Below are 16,652 nucleotides of genomic sequence, written 5' to 3'. Positions count from 1 at the left end.
ATGGACTACGTCAGCGCGATCGTCCCGCCGCTGGTCATGGCGATCGGCTTCGGCTTCCTGGTGCGGGCCATCATCCGCAGCCAGGGCGGGGCCCAGAAGGCCAAGGAGGACGCGGTCGACTGACCCCGGCCCGGCCCCCGAGCACCGGCGCGCCGTCATTCCCGATTCCGGGGGTGGCGGCGCGCCGGTTTGCCGCACTTCACAAGATTTGCCCCTTTCACTCCCTATCCTGGCCGCACTATGGTCCGGCAACTCGGCGAACTTGAGAACGCCATCATGACCCGGGTGTGGCAGTGGAACCGACCGGTCACGGTTCGCGAGGTTCTCCTGGATCTGCGGTCGGAACGCGAAATCGCGTACACCACGGTGATGACCGTCCTGGACAAGCTCCACAGAAAGGGCTGGCTGCGCCGGGACCGCGTCGGGCGGGCCTATCGATATGAACCGGTCTCGTCCCGCGAGGCGTACACGGCGGCTCTGATGAACGACGCCTGGGCCACCGGCGACAATCCCGCGGCCGCCCTGGTGCACTTCTTCGGCCTGATGTCGCCCGAGCAACGCGAGGCGCTGCGCGACGCGTTGCGGGTGGCCGCTCTGTTCCCGCCCGATCCGGCCGGGCCGGATTCCGAGGGGGGCGGGCCGGATACCGACGAGACCCGGCCGGGGCCGGCACGATAACGTCCCGCCATGGAGGTCACCATCCGCCGGGCGCGGACCACGGACGTGCGGGCAGTGCGCGGGCTCATCGACGCCTACTCCCGCGACGGCATTCTGCTCGACAAGCCCACCGTCACCCTGTTCGAATCCGTGCAGGAGTTCTGGGTCGCGGAACGCGACGACACCGGGGCGGTGGTGGCCTGCGGCGCGCTGCACGTCATGTGGGAGGACCTCGCCGAGGTGCGCACGCTCGCGGTCGACCCGTCCTGCCGCGGCCACGGCGTCGGACACCTGCTGCTGGAGAAGCTGCTGCAGACCGCGCGCTGGCTCGGCGTCCGTCGGATTTTCTGCTTGACGTTCGAGGTGCCCTTCTTCGCGAAACACGGTTTCGTCGAGATCGGCGAGGTCCAGGAAACCGATGATGGTACGACAGACCCGGCGGCGATCGCTACGGATGTCTATGAAGAACTTCTCCGCTCGTACGATGAAGGTGTCGCGGAGTTCCTGGACCTGGAGCGGGTGAAGCCCAACACACTGGGCAACTCGCGCATGCTGCTGCACCTGTGAGCGGCTCCCGACCCGGGCAGGGGTTTGTGTTTTCCGGAGAAAGGCGCTTTCCTTTCCTTAGGCAATGGGTCGTTTAGCGGAAAGGGAAGCCCGTGGCACAGAGGGTGCAGGTCATTCTTGAAGACGATCTCGACGGCGGTTCGGCGGACGAGACGGTGACGTTCGCGCTCGACGGCGTTGCCTACGAGATCGATCTGAAGAGCGCCAACGCGGACAAGCTGCGCGGTCTGCTGGCGCCGTACGTGGACAAGGGCCGCAAGCAGAGCGGCCGGCTCGCCGGCGCCCGGCGCCCGGGCCGCGGCACTGCTCCGCGCCCGTCCGGCAGCGCGCCGGACACCGCCAAGATCCGCGCGTGGGCCAAGGAGCAGGGTCTGGACGTCAACGACCGCGGTCGGGTGCCGAGCACCGTCCGCGAGGCCTACGACAAGGCCAACGCGGCCTGACTCCGGCAGTGCCGGACCGCCGGAGCGGGTGCGGGGCTCCGGTGGCCGTCCGAGGCACACCTGGCACATGCGCGGGGCGCGGAGGAACCTTCTCCGCGCCCTGCGGTGCGTGCCCGTCCGGACCGGCCGCCCGCCCCCGTGGGCACGGCGGCGGGCCGGGGCACGGGCGCCCCTTCGGGCACCCGCCCGGGCAGCACCGGATCGGGCGGCGGAACAATCACGAGCTGTGCAACGCTGTAGGGGCGAAGCGGTAACGCCGACACCACCGGGATGGCCTACCGACCCCGACGGTCGGAGCTGACCCACCGTCACCGCCGGCCGACTTCTCGCCAGGCGAACACCGCCACCGCGGAAACTGCGCGAGAACCGCGCCGATACCGGGTATGAATGCAGGTGGACGGCGCCCCGGGCACCGTCCGGGGCAGTACGTGCGACCCGCCGGAGACCGTCCGGATCCGCCCAGGCCGGTGTTGTTCGCCGATGGCGTAGCGGTATCTGGTGCATCCGGCCCACCTGTGGGAACACCGTCTCCCAGCATCAGGTTGGGATTGGTGTCGGCTGGTCGCGCAGCATGTCGCTCCCGTACCGGGGAGTGAATCCGTGGGCCGCGCCGCTGAGCGGGACTAGCATGCGGAAGGACAGGGCGGGGACCGACCCCGAACTGCCCGACCGCTCTGAGGAGCGATAAACGATGTTCGAGAGGTTCACCGACCGCGCGCGGCGGGTTGTCGTCCTGGCTCAGGAAGAAGCCCGGATGCTCAACCACAACTACATCGGCACCGAGCACATCCTCCTGGGTCTGATCCACGAGGGTGAGGGTGTCGCCGCTAAGGCCCTGGAGAGCCTCGGGATTTCTCTTGAGGCCGTTCGCCAGCAGGTCGAGGAGATCATCGGCCAGGGCCAGCAGGCCCCGTCCGGTCACATTCCCTTCACCCCCCGGGCGAAGAAGGTCCTGGAGCTGTCGCTCCGGGAGGCCCTGCAGCTCGGCCACAACTACATCGGCACCGAGCACATCCTGCTCGGCCTGATCCGCGAGGGCGAGGGCGTCGCCGCCCAGGTCCTGGTGAAGCTCGGCGCCGACCTCAACCGGGTGCGCCAGCAGGTCATCCAGCTGCTCTCCGGTTACCAGACCGGCGGCGGCAAGGAGTCGGCCACGGCCGGCGGGCCCGCCGAGGGCACCCCGTCGACCTCGCTGGTCCTGGACCAGTTCGGCCGCAACCTCACCCAGGCCGCCCGCGAGGCCAAGCTCGACCCGGTGATCGGGCGCGAGAAGGAGATCGAGCGGGTCATGCAGGTGCTGTCCCGCCGCACCAAGAACAACCCCGTGCTGATCGGTGAGCCCGGCGTCGGCAAGACGGCCGTGGTCGAGGGCCTGGCCCAGGCGATCGTCAAGGGCGAGGTCCCGGAGACGCTCAAGGACAAGCAGCTCTACACGCTGGACCTGGGCGCCCTGGTGGCCGGCTCGCGCTACCGCGGTGACTTCGAGGAGCGCCTGAAGAAGGTGCTCAAGGAGATCCGCACCCGCGGCGACATCATCCTGTTCATCGACGAGCTGCACACCCTGGTCGGCGCGGGCGCCGCCGAGGGCGCCATCGACGCCGCCAGCATCCTCAAGCCGATGCTGGCCCGTGGTGAGCTGCAGACCATCGGTGCCACCACGCTCGACGAGTACCGCAAGCACCTGGAGAAGGACGCCGCGCTGGAGCGCCGCTTCCAGCCGATCCAGGTCGCCGAGCCGTCGCTGCCGCACACCATCGAGATCCTCAAGGGCCTGCGCGACCGCTACGAGGCCCACCACCGGGTCTCCATCACGGACGCCGCCCTGGTCGCCGCCGCCACCCTGGCCGACCGGTACATCTCGGACCGCTTCCTGCCGGACAAGGCCATCGACCTGATCGACGAGGCCGGCTCCCGGATGCGCATCCGCCGGATGACCGCGCCGCCGGACCTGCGCGAGTTCGACGAGAAGATCGCCGACGTGCGCCGCGAGAAGGAGAGCGCGATCGACGCGCAGGACTTCGAGAAGGCCGCGTCCCTGCGCGACGACGAGAAGCAGCTCCTGCAGGCCAAGGCCAAGCGCGAGAAGGAGTGGAAGGCCGGCGACATGGATGTCGTCGCGGAGGTCGACGAGGAGCTCATCGCCGAGGTCCTGGCCACCGCCACCGGCATCCCGGTCTTCAAGCTGACCGAGGAGGAGTCCTCCCGCCTGCTGCGCATGGAGGACGAGCTGCACAAGCGCGTCATCGGCCAGAAGGACGCCATCAAGGCGCTCTCCCAGGCCATCCGGCGCACCCGTGCGGGCCTCAAGGACCCGAAGCGCCCCGGCGGCTCGTTCATCTTCGCCGGCCCGTCCGGCGTCGGTAAGACCGAGCTCTCCAAGACGCTCGCCGAGTTCCTCTTCGGCGACGAGGACGCGCTCATCTCGCTCGACATGTCCGAGTTCTCGGAGAAGCACACCGTCTCCCGGCTCTTCGGTTCGCCCCCCGGCTACGTGGGCTACGAGGAGGGCGGCCAGCTGACCGAGAAGGTCCGCCGCAAGCCGTTCTCCGTCGTGCTCTTCGACGAGGTCGAGAAGGCCCACCCGGACATCTTCAACTCGCTGCTGCAGATCCTGGAGGACGGTCGCCTGACCGACTCCCAGGGCCGCGTGGTCGACTTCAAGAACACCGTCATCATCATGACGACCAACCTCGGCACCCGGGACATCTCCAAGGGGTTCAACCTGGGCTTCGCGGCCACGGGCGACTCCACCACCGGGTACGAGCGGATGAAGGCGAAGGTCGGCGAGGAGCTCAAGCAGCACTTCCGCCCCGAGTTCCTGAACCGCGTCGACGACATCGTGGTCTTCCACCAGCTGTCCGAGGAAGACATCATCCAGATCGTCGACCTGATGATCGACAAGGTGGACGGCCGGCTGCGGGACCGCGACATGGGCCTGGAGCTCAGCATCGAGGCCAAGAAGCTGCTCGCCAAGCGCGGCTACGACCCGCTGCTCGGCGCCCGTCCGCTGCGCCGCACCATCCAGCGCGAGATCGAGGACCACCTCTCCGAGAAGATCCTCTTCGGCGAGCTGCGGGCCGGCCACATCGTGGTCGTCGGTGTCGAGGGCGAGGGCAAGGAAGCGAAGTTCACCTTCCGCGGCGAGGAGAAGTCCGCGGTCGCCGACACTCCGGCCGCGGTGGCCTCGCCCGGTCCGGACCTGACGAAGTAGTAACAGTTAACAGATAACAGCACACGGTCTGAGCCCCCGACGTTCGCGTCGGGGGCTCAGACCGTTTTGCGTGCCGTGACAAAAGCTGTGATCCACCCCACGAACTCGCAGGCGGGAGGCCTGGTGGGGCGGCGGTCCGGGTGCGATCGAATATGCAGGCATCTTTAATGCCAATGCTCTTGACGGTTCGTCAGTTGATAGTGAGTCGCGGAGCATAGCGCTGTGGCCATGTCACGGTCAAGGTCTATCTTTTCCGTCCACGCTTGGATCAAATGTCGTCCACCTGTCTTTCATTGGTTTACCGGAAGGCCAAGAGCCGGACCGGTTTGGGGAGGACGTCACAACGTTGAAGATGACCAGGAAAGCCGCCGCGGCCGCCACGGCCGGGGCGGTCATAGCCGCTCTCGGCGCGGGTCTGTTCCCGAGCGTGGCCACCGCGGCCGGCTCGGCACCCGTCCCGCACGACCCTGCTGACGCCGTCCAGTCGGTCAAGACCGACCACAACCTGCCGGGCCCGCTGACCGAGAAGGTCGAGGCCGAGCAGAAGGCCGCCACCGAGCAGCTGCTCGCCGGCACCGCGAAGGTCGAGGAGCACGGCGGCAGCACCAGCATCAAGCTGGGCAAGGACAAGTACGTCGAGCTCGCCCGTGAGCGCACGGACAAGATCTTCACCATCCTGGTCGACTTCAGCGACCAGGTGGACAACACCACGAAGACGCCGGACGGCAAGATCAAGTTCGGTGGGGACCCCGGTCCCCAGCACAACCAGATCGAGAAGCCCGACGCGGCGACCAACAACTCGACGCTCTGGCAGGCTGACTACAACCAGCAGCACTACCAGGACATGTACTTCAGCAAGACCCAGGACTCGCTGAAGACCTTCTACGAGAAGCAGTCCTCGGGCCGCTACTCCGTCGACGGCCAGGTCACCGACTGGGTGAAGGTCCCGTGGAACGAGGCCCGTTACGGCTCGGACTACTGCGGCCAGCACGTCTGCAACAACGCGCAGGACCTGATCCGCGACGGCATCAACGCCTGGGTCGCCGACCAGAAGGCCAAGGGCCAGACGGACGCTCAGATCAAGGCCACCATCGCGCAGTACGACCAGTGGGACCGGTACGACTTCGACCACGACGGCAACTTCAACGAGCCCGACGGTTACATCGACCACTTCCAGATCGTGCACGCCGGCGAGGACCAGTCGGCGGGCGGCGGCAAGCAGGGCGACAACGCGCTGTGGGCCCACCGCTCGTACGTCTACGGCACCGCGGCCGGCTCCACCGGCCCCGCCAACAACCTGCTCGGCGGCACCCCGGTCGGCTCCACCGGCATCTGGATCGGTGACTACACCATGCAGCCGGAGAACGGCGGCCTCGGTGTCTTCGCCCACGAGTACGGCCACGACCTCGGCCTGCCGGACCTGTACGACACCTCGGGCAGCGGGATCGACAACTCGGTCGGCTTCTGGTCGCTGATGTCCTCCGGCTCCTGGCTCGGCGAGGGCAAGAACTCGATCGGCGACATGCCGAACGACCTCGACGCCTGGAGCAAGCTCCAGCTCGGCTGGCTGAAGTACGACAAGGCCAAGGCCGGCACCGAGTCGACCCACCACATCGGCCCGGTCGAGTTCAACACCGCCCTGCCGCAGGCCCTGGTCGTCGACCTTCCGAAGAAGAAGGTCACCACCACCATCAACACCCCGTTCGCGGGTGCCAACGAGTGGTGGAGCGGCAGCGCAGACGACCTGAACGTGTCGCTGACCCGTGACGTCGACCTGACCGGCAAGACCAGCGCCACGCTGACGGCCAAGGCCTGGTACGACATCGAGCAGGACTTCGACTACGGCTACGCCGAGGTCTCCACCGACGGTGGCGCCAACTGGACCGCCCTGAACGGCACCTTCAACGGGGTCGCGATCCCGAAGAACGCCGCCGACAAGGCCGGCCTGACCGGCAACTCGGGCAACAAGTGGGGCGACCTGTCGTTCTCGCTGGACGCCTACGCGGGTAAGGCCGTCAAGGTCCGCTTCCACTACACCACCGACGGCGGTCTGCACCTCAAGGGCCTGGCCCTGGACGACATCGCCATCGCCGCCAACGGCGCCACCGTCTTCACCGACGGTGCCGAGAACGGCGACAACGGCTGGACCGCCAACGGCTTCTCCCGGATCACCGGCTCGTTCTCGAACGACTACGCGCAGTACTACATCGCCGAGAACCGCCAGCACATCTCGTACGACCGGACCCTGAAGACCGGCCCGTACAACTTCGGCTTCTCCAACACCAAGCCGAACTGGGTGGAGCACTACCCCTACCAGCAGGGTCTGCTGATCTGGCTGTGGGACACCTCCCAGAGTGACAACAACGTCACCAACCACCCGGGCTCGGGCCTGATCCTCCCGATCGACTCGCACCCGACCCCGATCAAGTGGACGGACGGCACCCTGATGCGCCCGCGCATCCAGGGCTACGACTCGACCTTCGGTTCGCGCAAGGTCGACGGCCTGTCCCTGCACAAGGCCGGCGTCGAGACGGTCGTCCCGAAGGCCAAGGGCGTCGACGAGTTCAGCGACCTCAAGTCGTACTGGACGAAGGACAACCCGTACAGCAGCGTCATCGTCCCGAAGACCGGCACCAGCATCGAGGTCGAGAACGAGTCCTCGAACTACCTCGAGACCTGGATCCGCGTCCGCCCGGTCGACAACTGATCGAAACGAGCAGTGACGATCAGCCTCTGACCAGGCACACCTGATTCACCGTCCGGCCCGTCCCCGCACCTGCGGGGGCGGGCCGGATGCTTGTCCGCGGCGCCTCCGGGCCCCGCCCGGTGCCGCTCGGGCCGGCCGGTGCCACCCGAGTCCGCCGGGTGCCGCCCGGAGCCCGCTCAGGCCGGCCGCTCGGGCAGCAGCGCGCGGAAGGCGTCCACCGCCTCCACGACGTCCTTCCCGGTCCACTCCAGGGCGTCCGCGGCCACCGTGACCTCCGTCATCGACAGCCCCGGCAGGCCCTGCTCGCGCCAGCCGCCGAACAGGGCCGTCCCCGACTCCTCCGCCAGCCGCAGTCCGGCGAGGTCCAGCTCCCCGGGGGTGTACGGGAGCCAGAGCTGGAACTGGTGGGTGTGCGGCGGGGCCGGGTGGACCCTGGCTCCCGGGACGTCCGAGAACCCCTCGGCGAGCGCCGCCGCGACGGTCCCGGCATGCCCGACGTACTCGCCCAGGCGCGGCAGTTCGCGGTCCAGCCCGGCCAGCGCGGCCAGTGCGGCCGGCCACTGCTGGAAGAGCTGGCCGCCGTAGCGGTGCCGCCAGGCCCTGGCCGTCCGGACGAAGGCGCCCCGGCCGGCCAGCGCGGCGCCGCTGATCCCGCCGAGGGTCTTGTAGAAGGACACGTAGACCGAGTCGGCCTGCGCGGCGATCTCCGGCAGCGGGCGGTCGAAGTGGACCGCCGACTCCCAGATCCGGGCCCCGTCCAGGTGCAGCGCGGCGCCGTGCTCCTCCCGGACCACCCCGGCCACGGCCAGCAGGTCCGCCCAGGACGGCAGGACGAACCCGGCTTCGCGCAGCGGCAGCTCCAGGATCAGCGCGGCGTACGGCTCGTCGAAGGCCCGCAGCTCGGCCACCGTCGGCATCCGCGGCGCGATCGTCGGCCAGACGCTGCGCAGACCGCTGAGCTGCACCAACGCGTGCCGCTCGTGCAGCTCGGTGTGGCCGAGCGGGTGCGTGGCCACCGTCGGCAGGCCGGCGGCCTCGGCGTGGATCCGCAGCGCGACCTGCTGGGCCATCGTGCCGGTGGGGAAGAACGCCGCGTCCTCGGTCCCGAGCAGCTCGGCCACCCGCTGTTCCAGGGCCCGCACCACGCCGTCGCCGTACATGTCCGGCCGCCGGTCGAGGTCGTACGCGTGCTCGCCCTCCTCGGCCAGGGCGGCGAGGCGCTCGCGCAGGCTTCGCGGCCGGGTGCCGGACAGCAGCCGCTCGCTGGCACGCAGCGCGGCGTACCGGCGCTCCTGGACGCCCGGCCCGCGGCTGCCGTCGGTCTCTTCGCTCCTGTTGGGATACATGCGTCGATGGTCCCGCAGGGAGCGCGCCGGGTCAGCGGTGCGGACACGACGGGAACGCCCGAGGTCTCCCAAACCCCGGTGCCGGGTGGCACTGGTCACAAGCCCCCGCCGTGGTACGAGCGGCGGTAGTAGCGCGGTGCGGCGCACCCCGACGGCGCACGGGCCATGAACGGACTGTCGGATTTCATGATCGTTACTCCGTCGGCTTGAATCTCCGGCGCAACGCTGACTACACGCCGTAGTACGTCACACCGTTTGGGAGTCCGCTCGGTGACGGTTACACCTGAGTGGTCCCCCGCTCAGCACGCCCGAACGGGCTCGTTGTGCTGCCCCCGTACGTCCGTGAGGTTGAGCTACCCGATGTCTTCCGTCCCGCCCATGGGGCCGGCCCTCCGCCGCCTCGCCGCCCGCGCGGCGACCCAGGCGGCGGCCTGGCAGCCCCGGCTCGGCCAGGCCGTCCGCACCCACGCCGCCCCGCTGCGCACGCTCACCGCGCCCCGCCACACCCTGCCCGGCGGCCCGCTCCGGACCGACCGCCACCGCACCGTCACCGCGGTCGGCGCGAGTGCGGTGATACTGTCCGGCGCCCTGCTGGTCGCCGCCCCGGGCAGCGCCTCGGCGCAGACGGTCATACCCACCACCCCCGGCAGCTCGGCCTTCACCGCCTCGCCGGACGCGGTGCCCGCACCCGCGCCGGTGCAGGTCGCCGGCCCGAGCTCGTACCAGCTGCCGCACGCACACGGCTCGGCCCAGGAGTACGTGGCGGTGGCCGCCAACCTGCTGCCCCCGGAGCCGCCGGCCGCGCCCGCGCCGTCCGCCGACCAGGCCCCGGCGCCCGAGCCGGCCCCGGAGCCGGCCCCCGCACCCGTTCCCGCCCCCGCCCCGGCACCCGCTCCGGCACCGGAGTGGTCCGCGCCGGTGCCGGGCGCGCCGACCAGCAACCCGTACGGCGTGGCCAACCCGGAGTACGCCGCCGGCTACCACACCGGGGTGGACTTCGCGGTGAAGCCGGGCACCCCGCTGCTCGCGGTCGGCAACGCCACCGTCGTGTCGGCCGGCTGGGACGGCGCCTACGGCAAGGAGGTCGTGCTGCGGCTGGCCGACGGGCGCTACGCGCAGTACGCGCACATGTCGGCGATCTCGGTGTCGGCGGGCGACCGGGTGTCGGCCGCCGAGCAGATCGGCAAGTCCGGGAACACCGGCAACTCGACCGGTCCCCACCTGCACTTCGAGATCCGCTCCAGCAACCACTACGGCGCGGTGGTCAACCCGATCGCCTACCTCTCCGGGCACGGGGTCACCGGCTTCTGAGGCGGCGGCGAACGACGAGGGGCGGACCGGTCGGTGACCGGCCCGCCCCTCGGGCGTCGTGGGCGGTCCGGGCCCGGAGGCCGGCCGGACGCCCGCCCGACGGACCGGTCAGACCCGCGCCGGGGGGCTGATCAGGGCACCGATCTCCAGCGCGACCCGCTGCGCGGCCGCCATCGCCTCCTCCACGGTGGCCGCCGGCACCGCGTCCTGCGGGATGTGCCCGGGCTTCCGGCACTCGGAGGCGTCCTGCTTGATCAGGAACAGGGCCGAGTTGATGGTGAACAGCGACATCGCGGCGCGCAGCCGGTCCTCGAAGGTGGCGTCCGGGCCGTGCACCAGCCGGACCATCGCGATCATGCGCTCCTTGAACTCCACCCCGGCCGGCGAGTCGCGCAGCGCGGGCTGGTTCTCGTGGAAGAAGCGCAGCAGCGGGGCCCGCTCCGACATGCCCGCCGCGAACCGCCGGATCAGCTCGTCCCGCAGCGCGGGCGTCCACTCCTGCTCCCCGCCCCAGGCGATGGTCTCGTCGATCGGCGCGGCCATGCTCTGCACGATGCCGTGGACGATGTCGTCCTTGGTCTTGAAGTGGTAGTAGAGCGCGGCCTTGGTGACGCCGAGGCGGTCGGCGATCTCGCGCAGCGAGGTCTGCTCGTAGCCCTGTTCGGAGAAGAGTTCCAGTGCGACCGCGACAATACGGGCCCGGGTGTCACTGCGGGGGCTGTGCGTCGTACCCATGGCCTGCCTCGTTGACTGCGTCGGTGACTACTGCGGCTGCGTTCGGCGGGCGCCGGTCCAACGCCTGTCCGAACTCATTCTCCCCGCCCGGAGGGCCGGCCGAGAAACTGGCTTGACGACCGGCTAGTGGACAACCTACCGTGCCGACGGTCCACAAACTAGCCGGGCGACAAGTAAGTAAGCCTTTCGCAGGCCAGATCGGTCGTCCGCCTCCAGTCCGGGAGACACCACCCCATGTCACAACCCAAGGCCGACACCCCGGCACCGGAAACGAAGACGACCGAGGAGGAGCCGCAGCGCTCCCCCCGTGAGATCCGCCTGGTCATGATCGGCCTGGTCGTCACCATGCTGCTGGCCATGCTCGACAACCTGATCGTCGGCACCGCGATGCCGACGATCGTCGGCGACCTCGGCGGCGCCGAGCACCTGTCCTGGGTGGTGACCTCGTACACCCTGGCCACCGCCGCCTCCACCCCGATCTGGGGCAAGCTCGGCGACCTCTACGGCCGCAAGGGCACCTTCCTCACCTCGATCGTGATCTTCCTCGTGGGGTCGGCCCTCTCCGGCCTCTCGCAGAACATGAACGAGCTGATCGGCTTCCGCGCCCTCCAGGGCCTGGGCGCCGGCGGTCTGATGGTCGGCGTGATGTCGATCATGGGCGCGCTGGTCCCGCCGCGTGACCGCGGCAAGTACCAGGGCATGTTCGCCGCCGTGATGGCGCTCGCCACCATCGGCGGCCCGCTGGTCGGCGGCTTCATCACCGACCACCTGAGCTGGCACTGGACCTTCTACATCAACCTGCCGCTCGGCGTGATCGCACTCGCCGTCGTCGTGGTCACCCTGAAGCTTCCGAAGGTCCGCAACAAGGCCCGCATCGACTACCTCGGCGCGATCCTGCTCACCACCGGCATCACCGCGCTCACCCTGATCACCACCTGGGGCGGCCAGGAGTACGCCTGGGGCTCCAAGCAGATCCTGGGCCTGGCCGCGCTCGCCGCCGCCACGCTGATCGCCTTCTGTTACGTCGAGCAGCGGGTCGAGGAGCCGATGCTCCCGCTCGACCTGTTCAAGAACCTGAACTTCACCCTGGTCTCGCTGATCGGCTTCATCGTCGGCTTCGTGATGTTCGGCTCGACCGTCTTCCTGCCGCTCTACCAGCAGACCGTGCAGGGCGCCTCGGCCACCAACTCCGGCCTGCTGCTGATGCCGATGATGTTCGGCATGCTGGTCATCTCGCTGGTGGTCGGCCAGGCGGTCACCAAGACCGGCAAGTACCGGATCTACCCGATCATCGGCACGATCGTGATGACCGGCGGCATGCTGCTGCTGTCCACGCTCTCCACCGACACCAGCAGCTTCGCCTCGGCCTGCTGGATGGTGGTGCTGGGCGCCGGCATGGGCTTCCTGATGCAGATCACCATGCTGGTCGCGCAGAACAGCGTCGAGCTCAAGGACATGGGCGTGGCCAGCTCCACCGCCACCCTGTTCCGCACCATCGGCGGCTCCTTCGGTGTGGCGCTGTTCGGTGCCCTGTTCAACAACCGGGTCACCGAGACCATGAAGGAGCGGCTCGGCGACGCGGCCGCCAACGGCGGCGGCAAGGGCGACCCGAGCTCCCTGAGCCCGGCCGCGCTGCGGGAGCTGCCCGCCCCGGTCCAGGACGCGTACCACCACGCCGTGGCCAACGGCATGCACACCGTCTTCCTCTGGGGCGCCGCCGCCGCGGTGATCTCGATCGCCGCCGCGGTGTTCATGCGCGAGGTGCCGCTGCGCGGCGCCGGCTCGCCCGCGAAGGGCGACGACAAGGGCACCGAGCCCAACATCGAGGCCGTCGCGATCTGACGCCCGGACGTCCCCCCTCCCGCTGCGGGAGGGGGGATTCCGCGTTTCCGGGCCCGGCAGCGTGCGCGGCGCTCTCCCGGTGCTACTGCGGCAGCCGGTAGACGCCCTGCTCGACCGGCTCCACCAGACCGTCGGCGACCAGCCCGTCCAGCGCCCGGGCCCGCTGCACCGCGTCCGGCCAGACCGCGTCCAGCCGCGCCTGCTCGACCGCGCCGTGCGCGTCCCGCAGCACCGCCAGGAGCTTCCCGCGGACCTGCCGGTCCGTCCCCTCGTAGGACTGGCCGCGCCGGGCCGGACCCTCGTACGGCGGGCAGCCGGCCCGCTGCCAGGCGCAGTGGCTGAACAGCGGGCAGCCGCCGCACTCCGGGCCGCGCGCCGTGCAGACCAGCGCCCCCAGCTCCATCACGCCGACCGCCCAGGTCGCCGCCGTCCCGGCGTCGTCGGGCAGCAGCGCGGCGGCCGTCCGCCGCTCGGCCGCCGTGGTGGCCTGGGCCGGGTACTCCACCCCCGTCACCGCGCGGGCGAACACCCGCCGGACGTTGGTGTCCAGCACCACGTGCCGCTGGCGGAAGGCGAACGAGGCCACCGCGGCCGCCGTGTACTCCCCGACGCCGGGCAGCGAGAGCAGCGTCGCGTGGTCGTCCGGGACGACGCCGCCGTGCTTCTCCGTGATCGCCACCGCCGCGCCGTGCAGGCGCAGCGCCCGCCGGGGGTAGCCCAGCCGGCCCCACATCCGGACCGCCTCGCCGGGCGCGTCGGCCGCCAGGTCGGCCGGTGTCGGCCAGCGCTCCAGCCAGGCCTCGTAGGCCGGCAGCACCCGCTTCACCGGAGTCTGCTGAAGCATGAACTCGCTGACCATCACCGCCCAGGGCGAGGCCTCCGGAGTCCGCCAGGGGAGATCGCGCGCATGGGCGTCGTACCAGCCGAGGACGGTCGAGTGCAGCACCGGCAGCGGCAGCGGCAGCGCCGGCGGGGCGGCCGCTGCGGACGCGGGGGCGGGGACGGCGGGGGTGACGGTGATGGCAGCCATGGCCCTTCGATCCTCCCACGGCCGCGCCGTCACCCGAAGCGGAGGAGCGAAGTCCGGATTCCCCCGAAAGGCCCCCGTCGGGCCTCCCCCGAACGGCGCATATGGCGGATCATGTGAAGGAAGGGGCGAGTGTGCGGTGTTGGTGAGTCAAAGGGCACACAGTGTCTCGTAGAGTTTGGGCGTGCCCTCTCTGCGTCAACCCGTGGGACCGTTGCCGGCCTCGATCTACTGGCGACGGCGCCTCGTCGTGCTCGTCGCCGTCGCCGCGGTCGTCGCCCTGCTCGTCTGGCTGATGTCCGATCAGGGCGGTGGTGGTGACGGACCGGCGGGCAAGGCCGCGCAGGCCGCACCCTCCCAGTCCCAGACCCCGGTCCAGGCGATCACGCCCGGGGCGTCCCCGAGCGGCCCCGCGAACAACTCGCGCCCCGGCAGCGGCGGGACGGGCGGCACCAACCCGAGCGGGGGCGCGGTCTCCGGATCCGGCGGCGGTGACGTCACCCTCAGCACCGGTGGCACGGGCGGCGCGCCCAACCCGGCCCCCGCCACCGGCGGATCGACCACGGGCGGCTCGGCCGCCGGCGGGTCCACCACGGGCGGTGCGGGCGGCGGCGCGGCCGGCGGCACCAACGGCGGCGGCACTCCCCCGGTGAACACCTCCGAGGTCATGGCACTGCCCGTCTGCGCCTCCTCCCAGGTGACGCTGGAGCTGGCCAGTGCCCAGAACTCCTACCAGCCCAAGGACAAGCCGAAGCTGACGCTGACCGTCCACAACTCCTCCGGCGCCAACTGCCGGGTGGACCTGGGCCGGACGGCCTCCGCCATCACGGTGACGGCCAGCAACGGCGACCGCATCTGGTCCTCCGGCGACTGCCCGGCCGACCGGGGCGGCAACTGGGCGCAGATCCCGGCGAACGGCGGTCTGACCGAGACCTTCACCTGGGACCGCGGCCGCAGCAAGCCGCAGTGCGCCAGCGCCGACCCGGCCGCCGCACCCGCCGGCACCTACCTGGTGGTCGCCGACCTCACCGGCCTCTCCGGGGGCCAGGTCTCGGCGCGCTCCTCGATCCGCCTGGAGAGCTGAGCCCTCCTCGAAGCCCACCTCTCGCCGAAGCACCGAAGCCCCGACGCCCGTCGCGCCGGGGCTTCGGTGCGTTTCCGGCCGCCCGTGCGGCGCGCCCCGCCGCGAGGGCGTTGAGGAAGGGTGTCGGCCGGTGTCCCCGGGTGACGCCCCGATGGCGGCCGGGCCCCGCGGGCCGGCCGGCACCGCTCGTTCCGCCCGGTTCACCCCGGCTCGACCCCGTCGCCGGATGTCCTTGGTGTAGCGCCGGTATGACGACCTGAAAGTCTCCTTGTCGCGTCCCTGCCAGTGGCCGAATGCTGATCCCCCGGGCCGAAGCACCGCCCGGTACCCAGCTCCGCACCACCGACGAGGAGGAACACCTCTCATGGCAGTGCAGCGCATCACCCGCCGCCGAGCCGCGGCCGCCCTGACCACCGCGATCGCCACCGCCGTCCTGTGCGGCGCCGCCACCCTGCCCGCCGGCGCGGCCGAGCTCCCCGAGGGCGTCGTCCAGCAGGCCGACTCGCCGACCGCCGTCCCGGGCAGCTACATCGTCACCCTTCGGACGGGCTCGGGGGTCCGGGCCGAATCCGAGCAGGGCCGGCACCTGGTGGCCCGGCACGGCGGCCGGATCCAGCAGACCTGGAACGGGGTGGTGAACGGCTACGAGGTCGCCCTGACGGCCAAGCAGGCCCGCCGGCTGGCCGCCGACCCCGCGGTCGCGTCGGTCGAGGCCAACCAGGTCTTCACCGTGACCACCACCCAGGTGAACCCGCCCTCCTGGGGCCTGGACCGGATCGACCAGGCCGCCCTCCCGCTCGACTCCCGCTACACCTACCCCGACACCGCCGGCGCCGGGGTGACGGCCTACGTCATCGACACCGGGGTGCGGACCTCGCACACCGACTTCGGCGGCCGGGCCGCCAACGGCTACGACTTCGTCGACAACGACGCCGTCGCCCAGGACGGCAACGGCCACGGCACCCACGTCGCGGCGACCATCGCGGGCAGCGCCCACGGGGTCGCCAAGGCCGCCAAGGTGGTCGGGGTCCGGGTGCTCGACAACAACGGCTCCGGCACCACCGCGGGCGTCATCGCCGGCGTCAACTGGGTCACCCAGAACGCGAAGAAGCCCGCCGTCGCCAACCTCAGTCTCGGCGGCTCGGCCAGCACCACGCTGGACAACGCCGTGGCCGGCTCGATCGCCTCCGGCGTCACCTACGCGATAGCCGCCGGCAACTACAACGCCCCGGCGCAGAACTACTCGCCGGCCAGGGTGGCGACCGCGATCACCGTCGGCGCGACCACCAACACCGACGCCCGGGCCACGTACTCCAACTACGGCAGCCGGGTCGACATCTTCGCCCCCGGCACCTCCATCACCTCGGCCTGGGGCACGAGCGACACCGCCACCAACACCATCTCCGGCACCTCGATGGCCAGTCCGCACGTGGCCGGCGCGGCGGCGGTCTACCTCTCGTACCACCCCGGGGCCGACCCGGCGGGCGTCGCCGGCGCCCTCACCTCGGCCGCCACCAGCGGCCTGCTCACCTCGATCGGCAGCGGCAGCCCGAACCTGCTGCTGCGCGTGACCCAGTAGCGGCGACGCGGTAGCGGCGCGGCGCGGCACCGGCGACGCGGTAGCGGCGCGGCGCGGCACCGGCGACGCGGAAGCGGCGCGGCACCGGCGACGCGGAAGCGGCGCGGCACCGGCGACGCGGAAGCGGCGCGGCACCGGCGACG

12 protein-coding genes and 1 pseudogene are annotated in these 16,652 nt (G+C 70.9%); 10 read left to right on the top strand and 3 right to left on the bottom strand.

The window, feature by feature from the left end; all coding sequences use genetic code 11:
* From ACWDRR_RS11060 to ACWDRR_RS11035, 6 genes are all read left to right on the top strand, one after another.
* Window positions 1-123: a hypothetical protein gene (locus ACWDRR_RS11060; protein ID WP_329488349.1), complete on the top strand. Its 123-nt coding sequence runs from the start codon at window positions 1-3 to the stop codon at window positions 121-123.
* Window positions 124-240: 117 nt separating this feature from the next.
* The gene (locus ACWDRR_RS11055) at window positions 241-678 is read left to right on the top strand and encodes a BlaI/MecI/CopY family transcriptional regulator (RefSeq protein WP_449771885.1); all 438 of its coding nucleotides are present in this window, start codon (window positions 241-243) and stop codon (window positions 676-678) included.
* A 9-nt stretch (window positions 679-687) separates the two neighbouring features.
* Window positions 688-1,224, top strand: a complete 537-nt coding sequence (locus ACWDRR_RS11050; RefSeq protein WP_329488351.1) for an amino-acid N-acetyltransferase — start codon at window positions 688-690, stop codon at window positions 1,222-1,224.
* A gap of 92 nt (window positions 1,225-1,316) precedes the next feature.
* On the top strand, window positions 1,317-1,667 hold the full coding sequence (locus ACWDRR_RS11045) for a histone-like nucleoid-structuring protein Lsr2 (protein WP_449771884.1): 351 nt from the start codon (window positions 1,317-1,319) through the stop codon (window positions 1,665-1,667).
* Window positions 1,668-2,358: 691 nt separating this feature from the next.
* On the top strand, window positions 2,359-4,878 hold the full coding sequence (locus tag ACWDRR_RS11040) for an ATP-dependent Clp protease ATP-binding subunit (RefSeq protein WP_360634506.1): 2,520 nt from the start codon (window positions 2,359-2,361) through the stop codon (window positions 4,876-4,878).
* Window positions 4,879-5,230: 352 nt separating this feature from the next.
* A complete protein-coding gene (locus ACWDRR_RS11035; RefSeq protein WP_449771883.1) occupies window positions 5,231-7,585 on the top strand; it encodes an immune inhibitor A domain-containing protein in 2,355 nt (784 codons plus the stop codon).
* Between the two features lie 176 nt (window positions 7,586-7,761).
* On the opposite strand, the gene ACWDRR_RS11030 is transcribed toward ACWDRR_RS11035, so the two are convergent.
* Window positions 7,762-8,931: a threonine aldolase family protein gene (locus ACWDRR_RS11030; RefSeq protein WP_449771882.1), complete on the bottom strand. Its 1,170-nt coding sequence runs from the start codon at window positions 8,929-8,931 to the stop codon at window positions 7,762-7,764.
* 378 nt (window positions 8,932-9,309) lie between these two features.
* Here ACWDRR_RS11030 and ACWDRR_RS11025 point away from each other — a divergent pair, with 378 nt between their 5' ends.
* Window positions 9,310-10,242 (top strand): M23 family metallopeptidase, encoded by a 933-nt coding sequence (locus ACWDRR_RS11025; protein WP_449771881.1) that lies wholly within the window; start codon window positions 9,310-9,312, stop codon window positions 10,240-10,242.
* Between the two features lie 108 nt (window positions 10,243-10,350).
* Here ACWDRR_RS11025 and ACWDRR_RS11020 read toward each other — a convergent pair whose 3' ends face one another.
* Entirely contained in the window at window positions 10,351-10,977 is a 627-nt protein-coding gene (locus ACWDRR_RS11020) for a TetR/AcrR family transcriptional regulator (RefSeq protein WP_449771880.1), read from the bottom strand.
* A 234-nt stretch (window positions 10,978-11,211) separates the two neighbouring features.
* On the opposite strand from ACWDRR_RS11020, the gene ACWDRR_RS11015 reads away from it, so the two are divergent.
* Window positions 11,212-12,819 (top strand): MDR family MFS transporter, encoded by a 1,608-nt coding sequence (locus ACWDRR_RS11015; protein WP_449771879.1) that lies wholly within the window; start codon window positions 11,212-11,214, stop codon window positions 12,817-12,819.
* 82 nt (window positions 12,820-12,901) lie between these two features.
* Here the strand turns inward: ACWDRR_RS11015 and ACWDRR_RS11010 are convergent, their stop codons facing one another.
* The gene (locus ACWDRR_RS11010) at window positions 12,902-13,849 is read right to left on the bottom strand and encodes an A/G-specific adenine glycosylase (protein ID WP_449771878.1); all 948 of its coding nucleotides are present in this window, start codon (window positions 13,847-13,849) and stop codon (window positions 12,902-12,904) included.
* Window positions 13,850-14,030: 181 nt separating this feature from the next.
* Here ACWDRR_RS11010 and ACWDRR_RS11005 point away from each other — a divergent pair, with 181 nt between their 5' ends.
* Window positions 14,031-14,930 (top strand): hypothetical protein, encoded by a 900-nt coding sequence (locus ACWDRR_RS11005; protein WP_449771877.1) that lies wholly within the window; start codon window positions 14,031-14,033, stop codon window positions 14,928-14,930.
* A gap of 364 nt (window positions 14,931-15,294) precedes the next feature.
* Window positions 15,295-16,500 (top strand): annotated as a pseudogene (locus ACWDRR_RS11000) (S8 family serine peptidase); the annotation flags it as partial.
* Window positions 16,501-16,652: the final 152 nt, after the last annotated feature.

Source organism: Kitasatospora sp. NPDC003701, from assembly GCF_053587085.1.
Note: the sequence above shows the minus strand (reverse complement) of the source record. Positions and strands in the feature narration are given on the sequence as shown.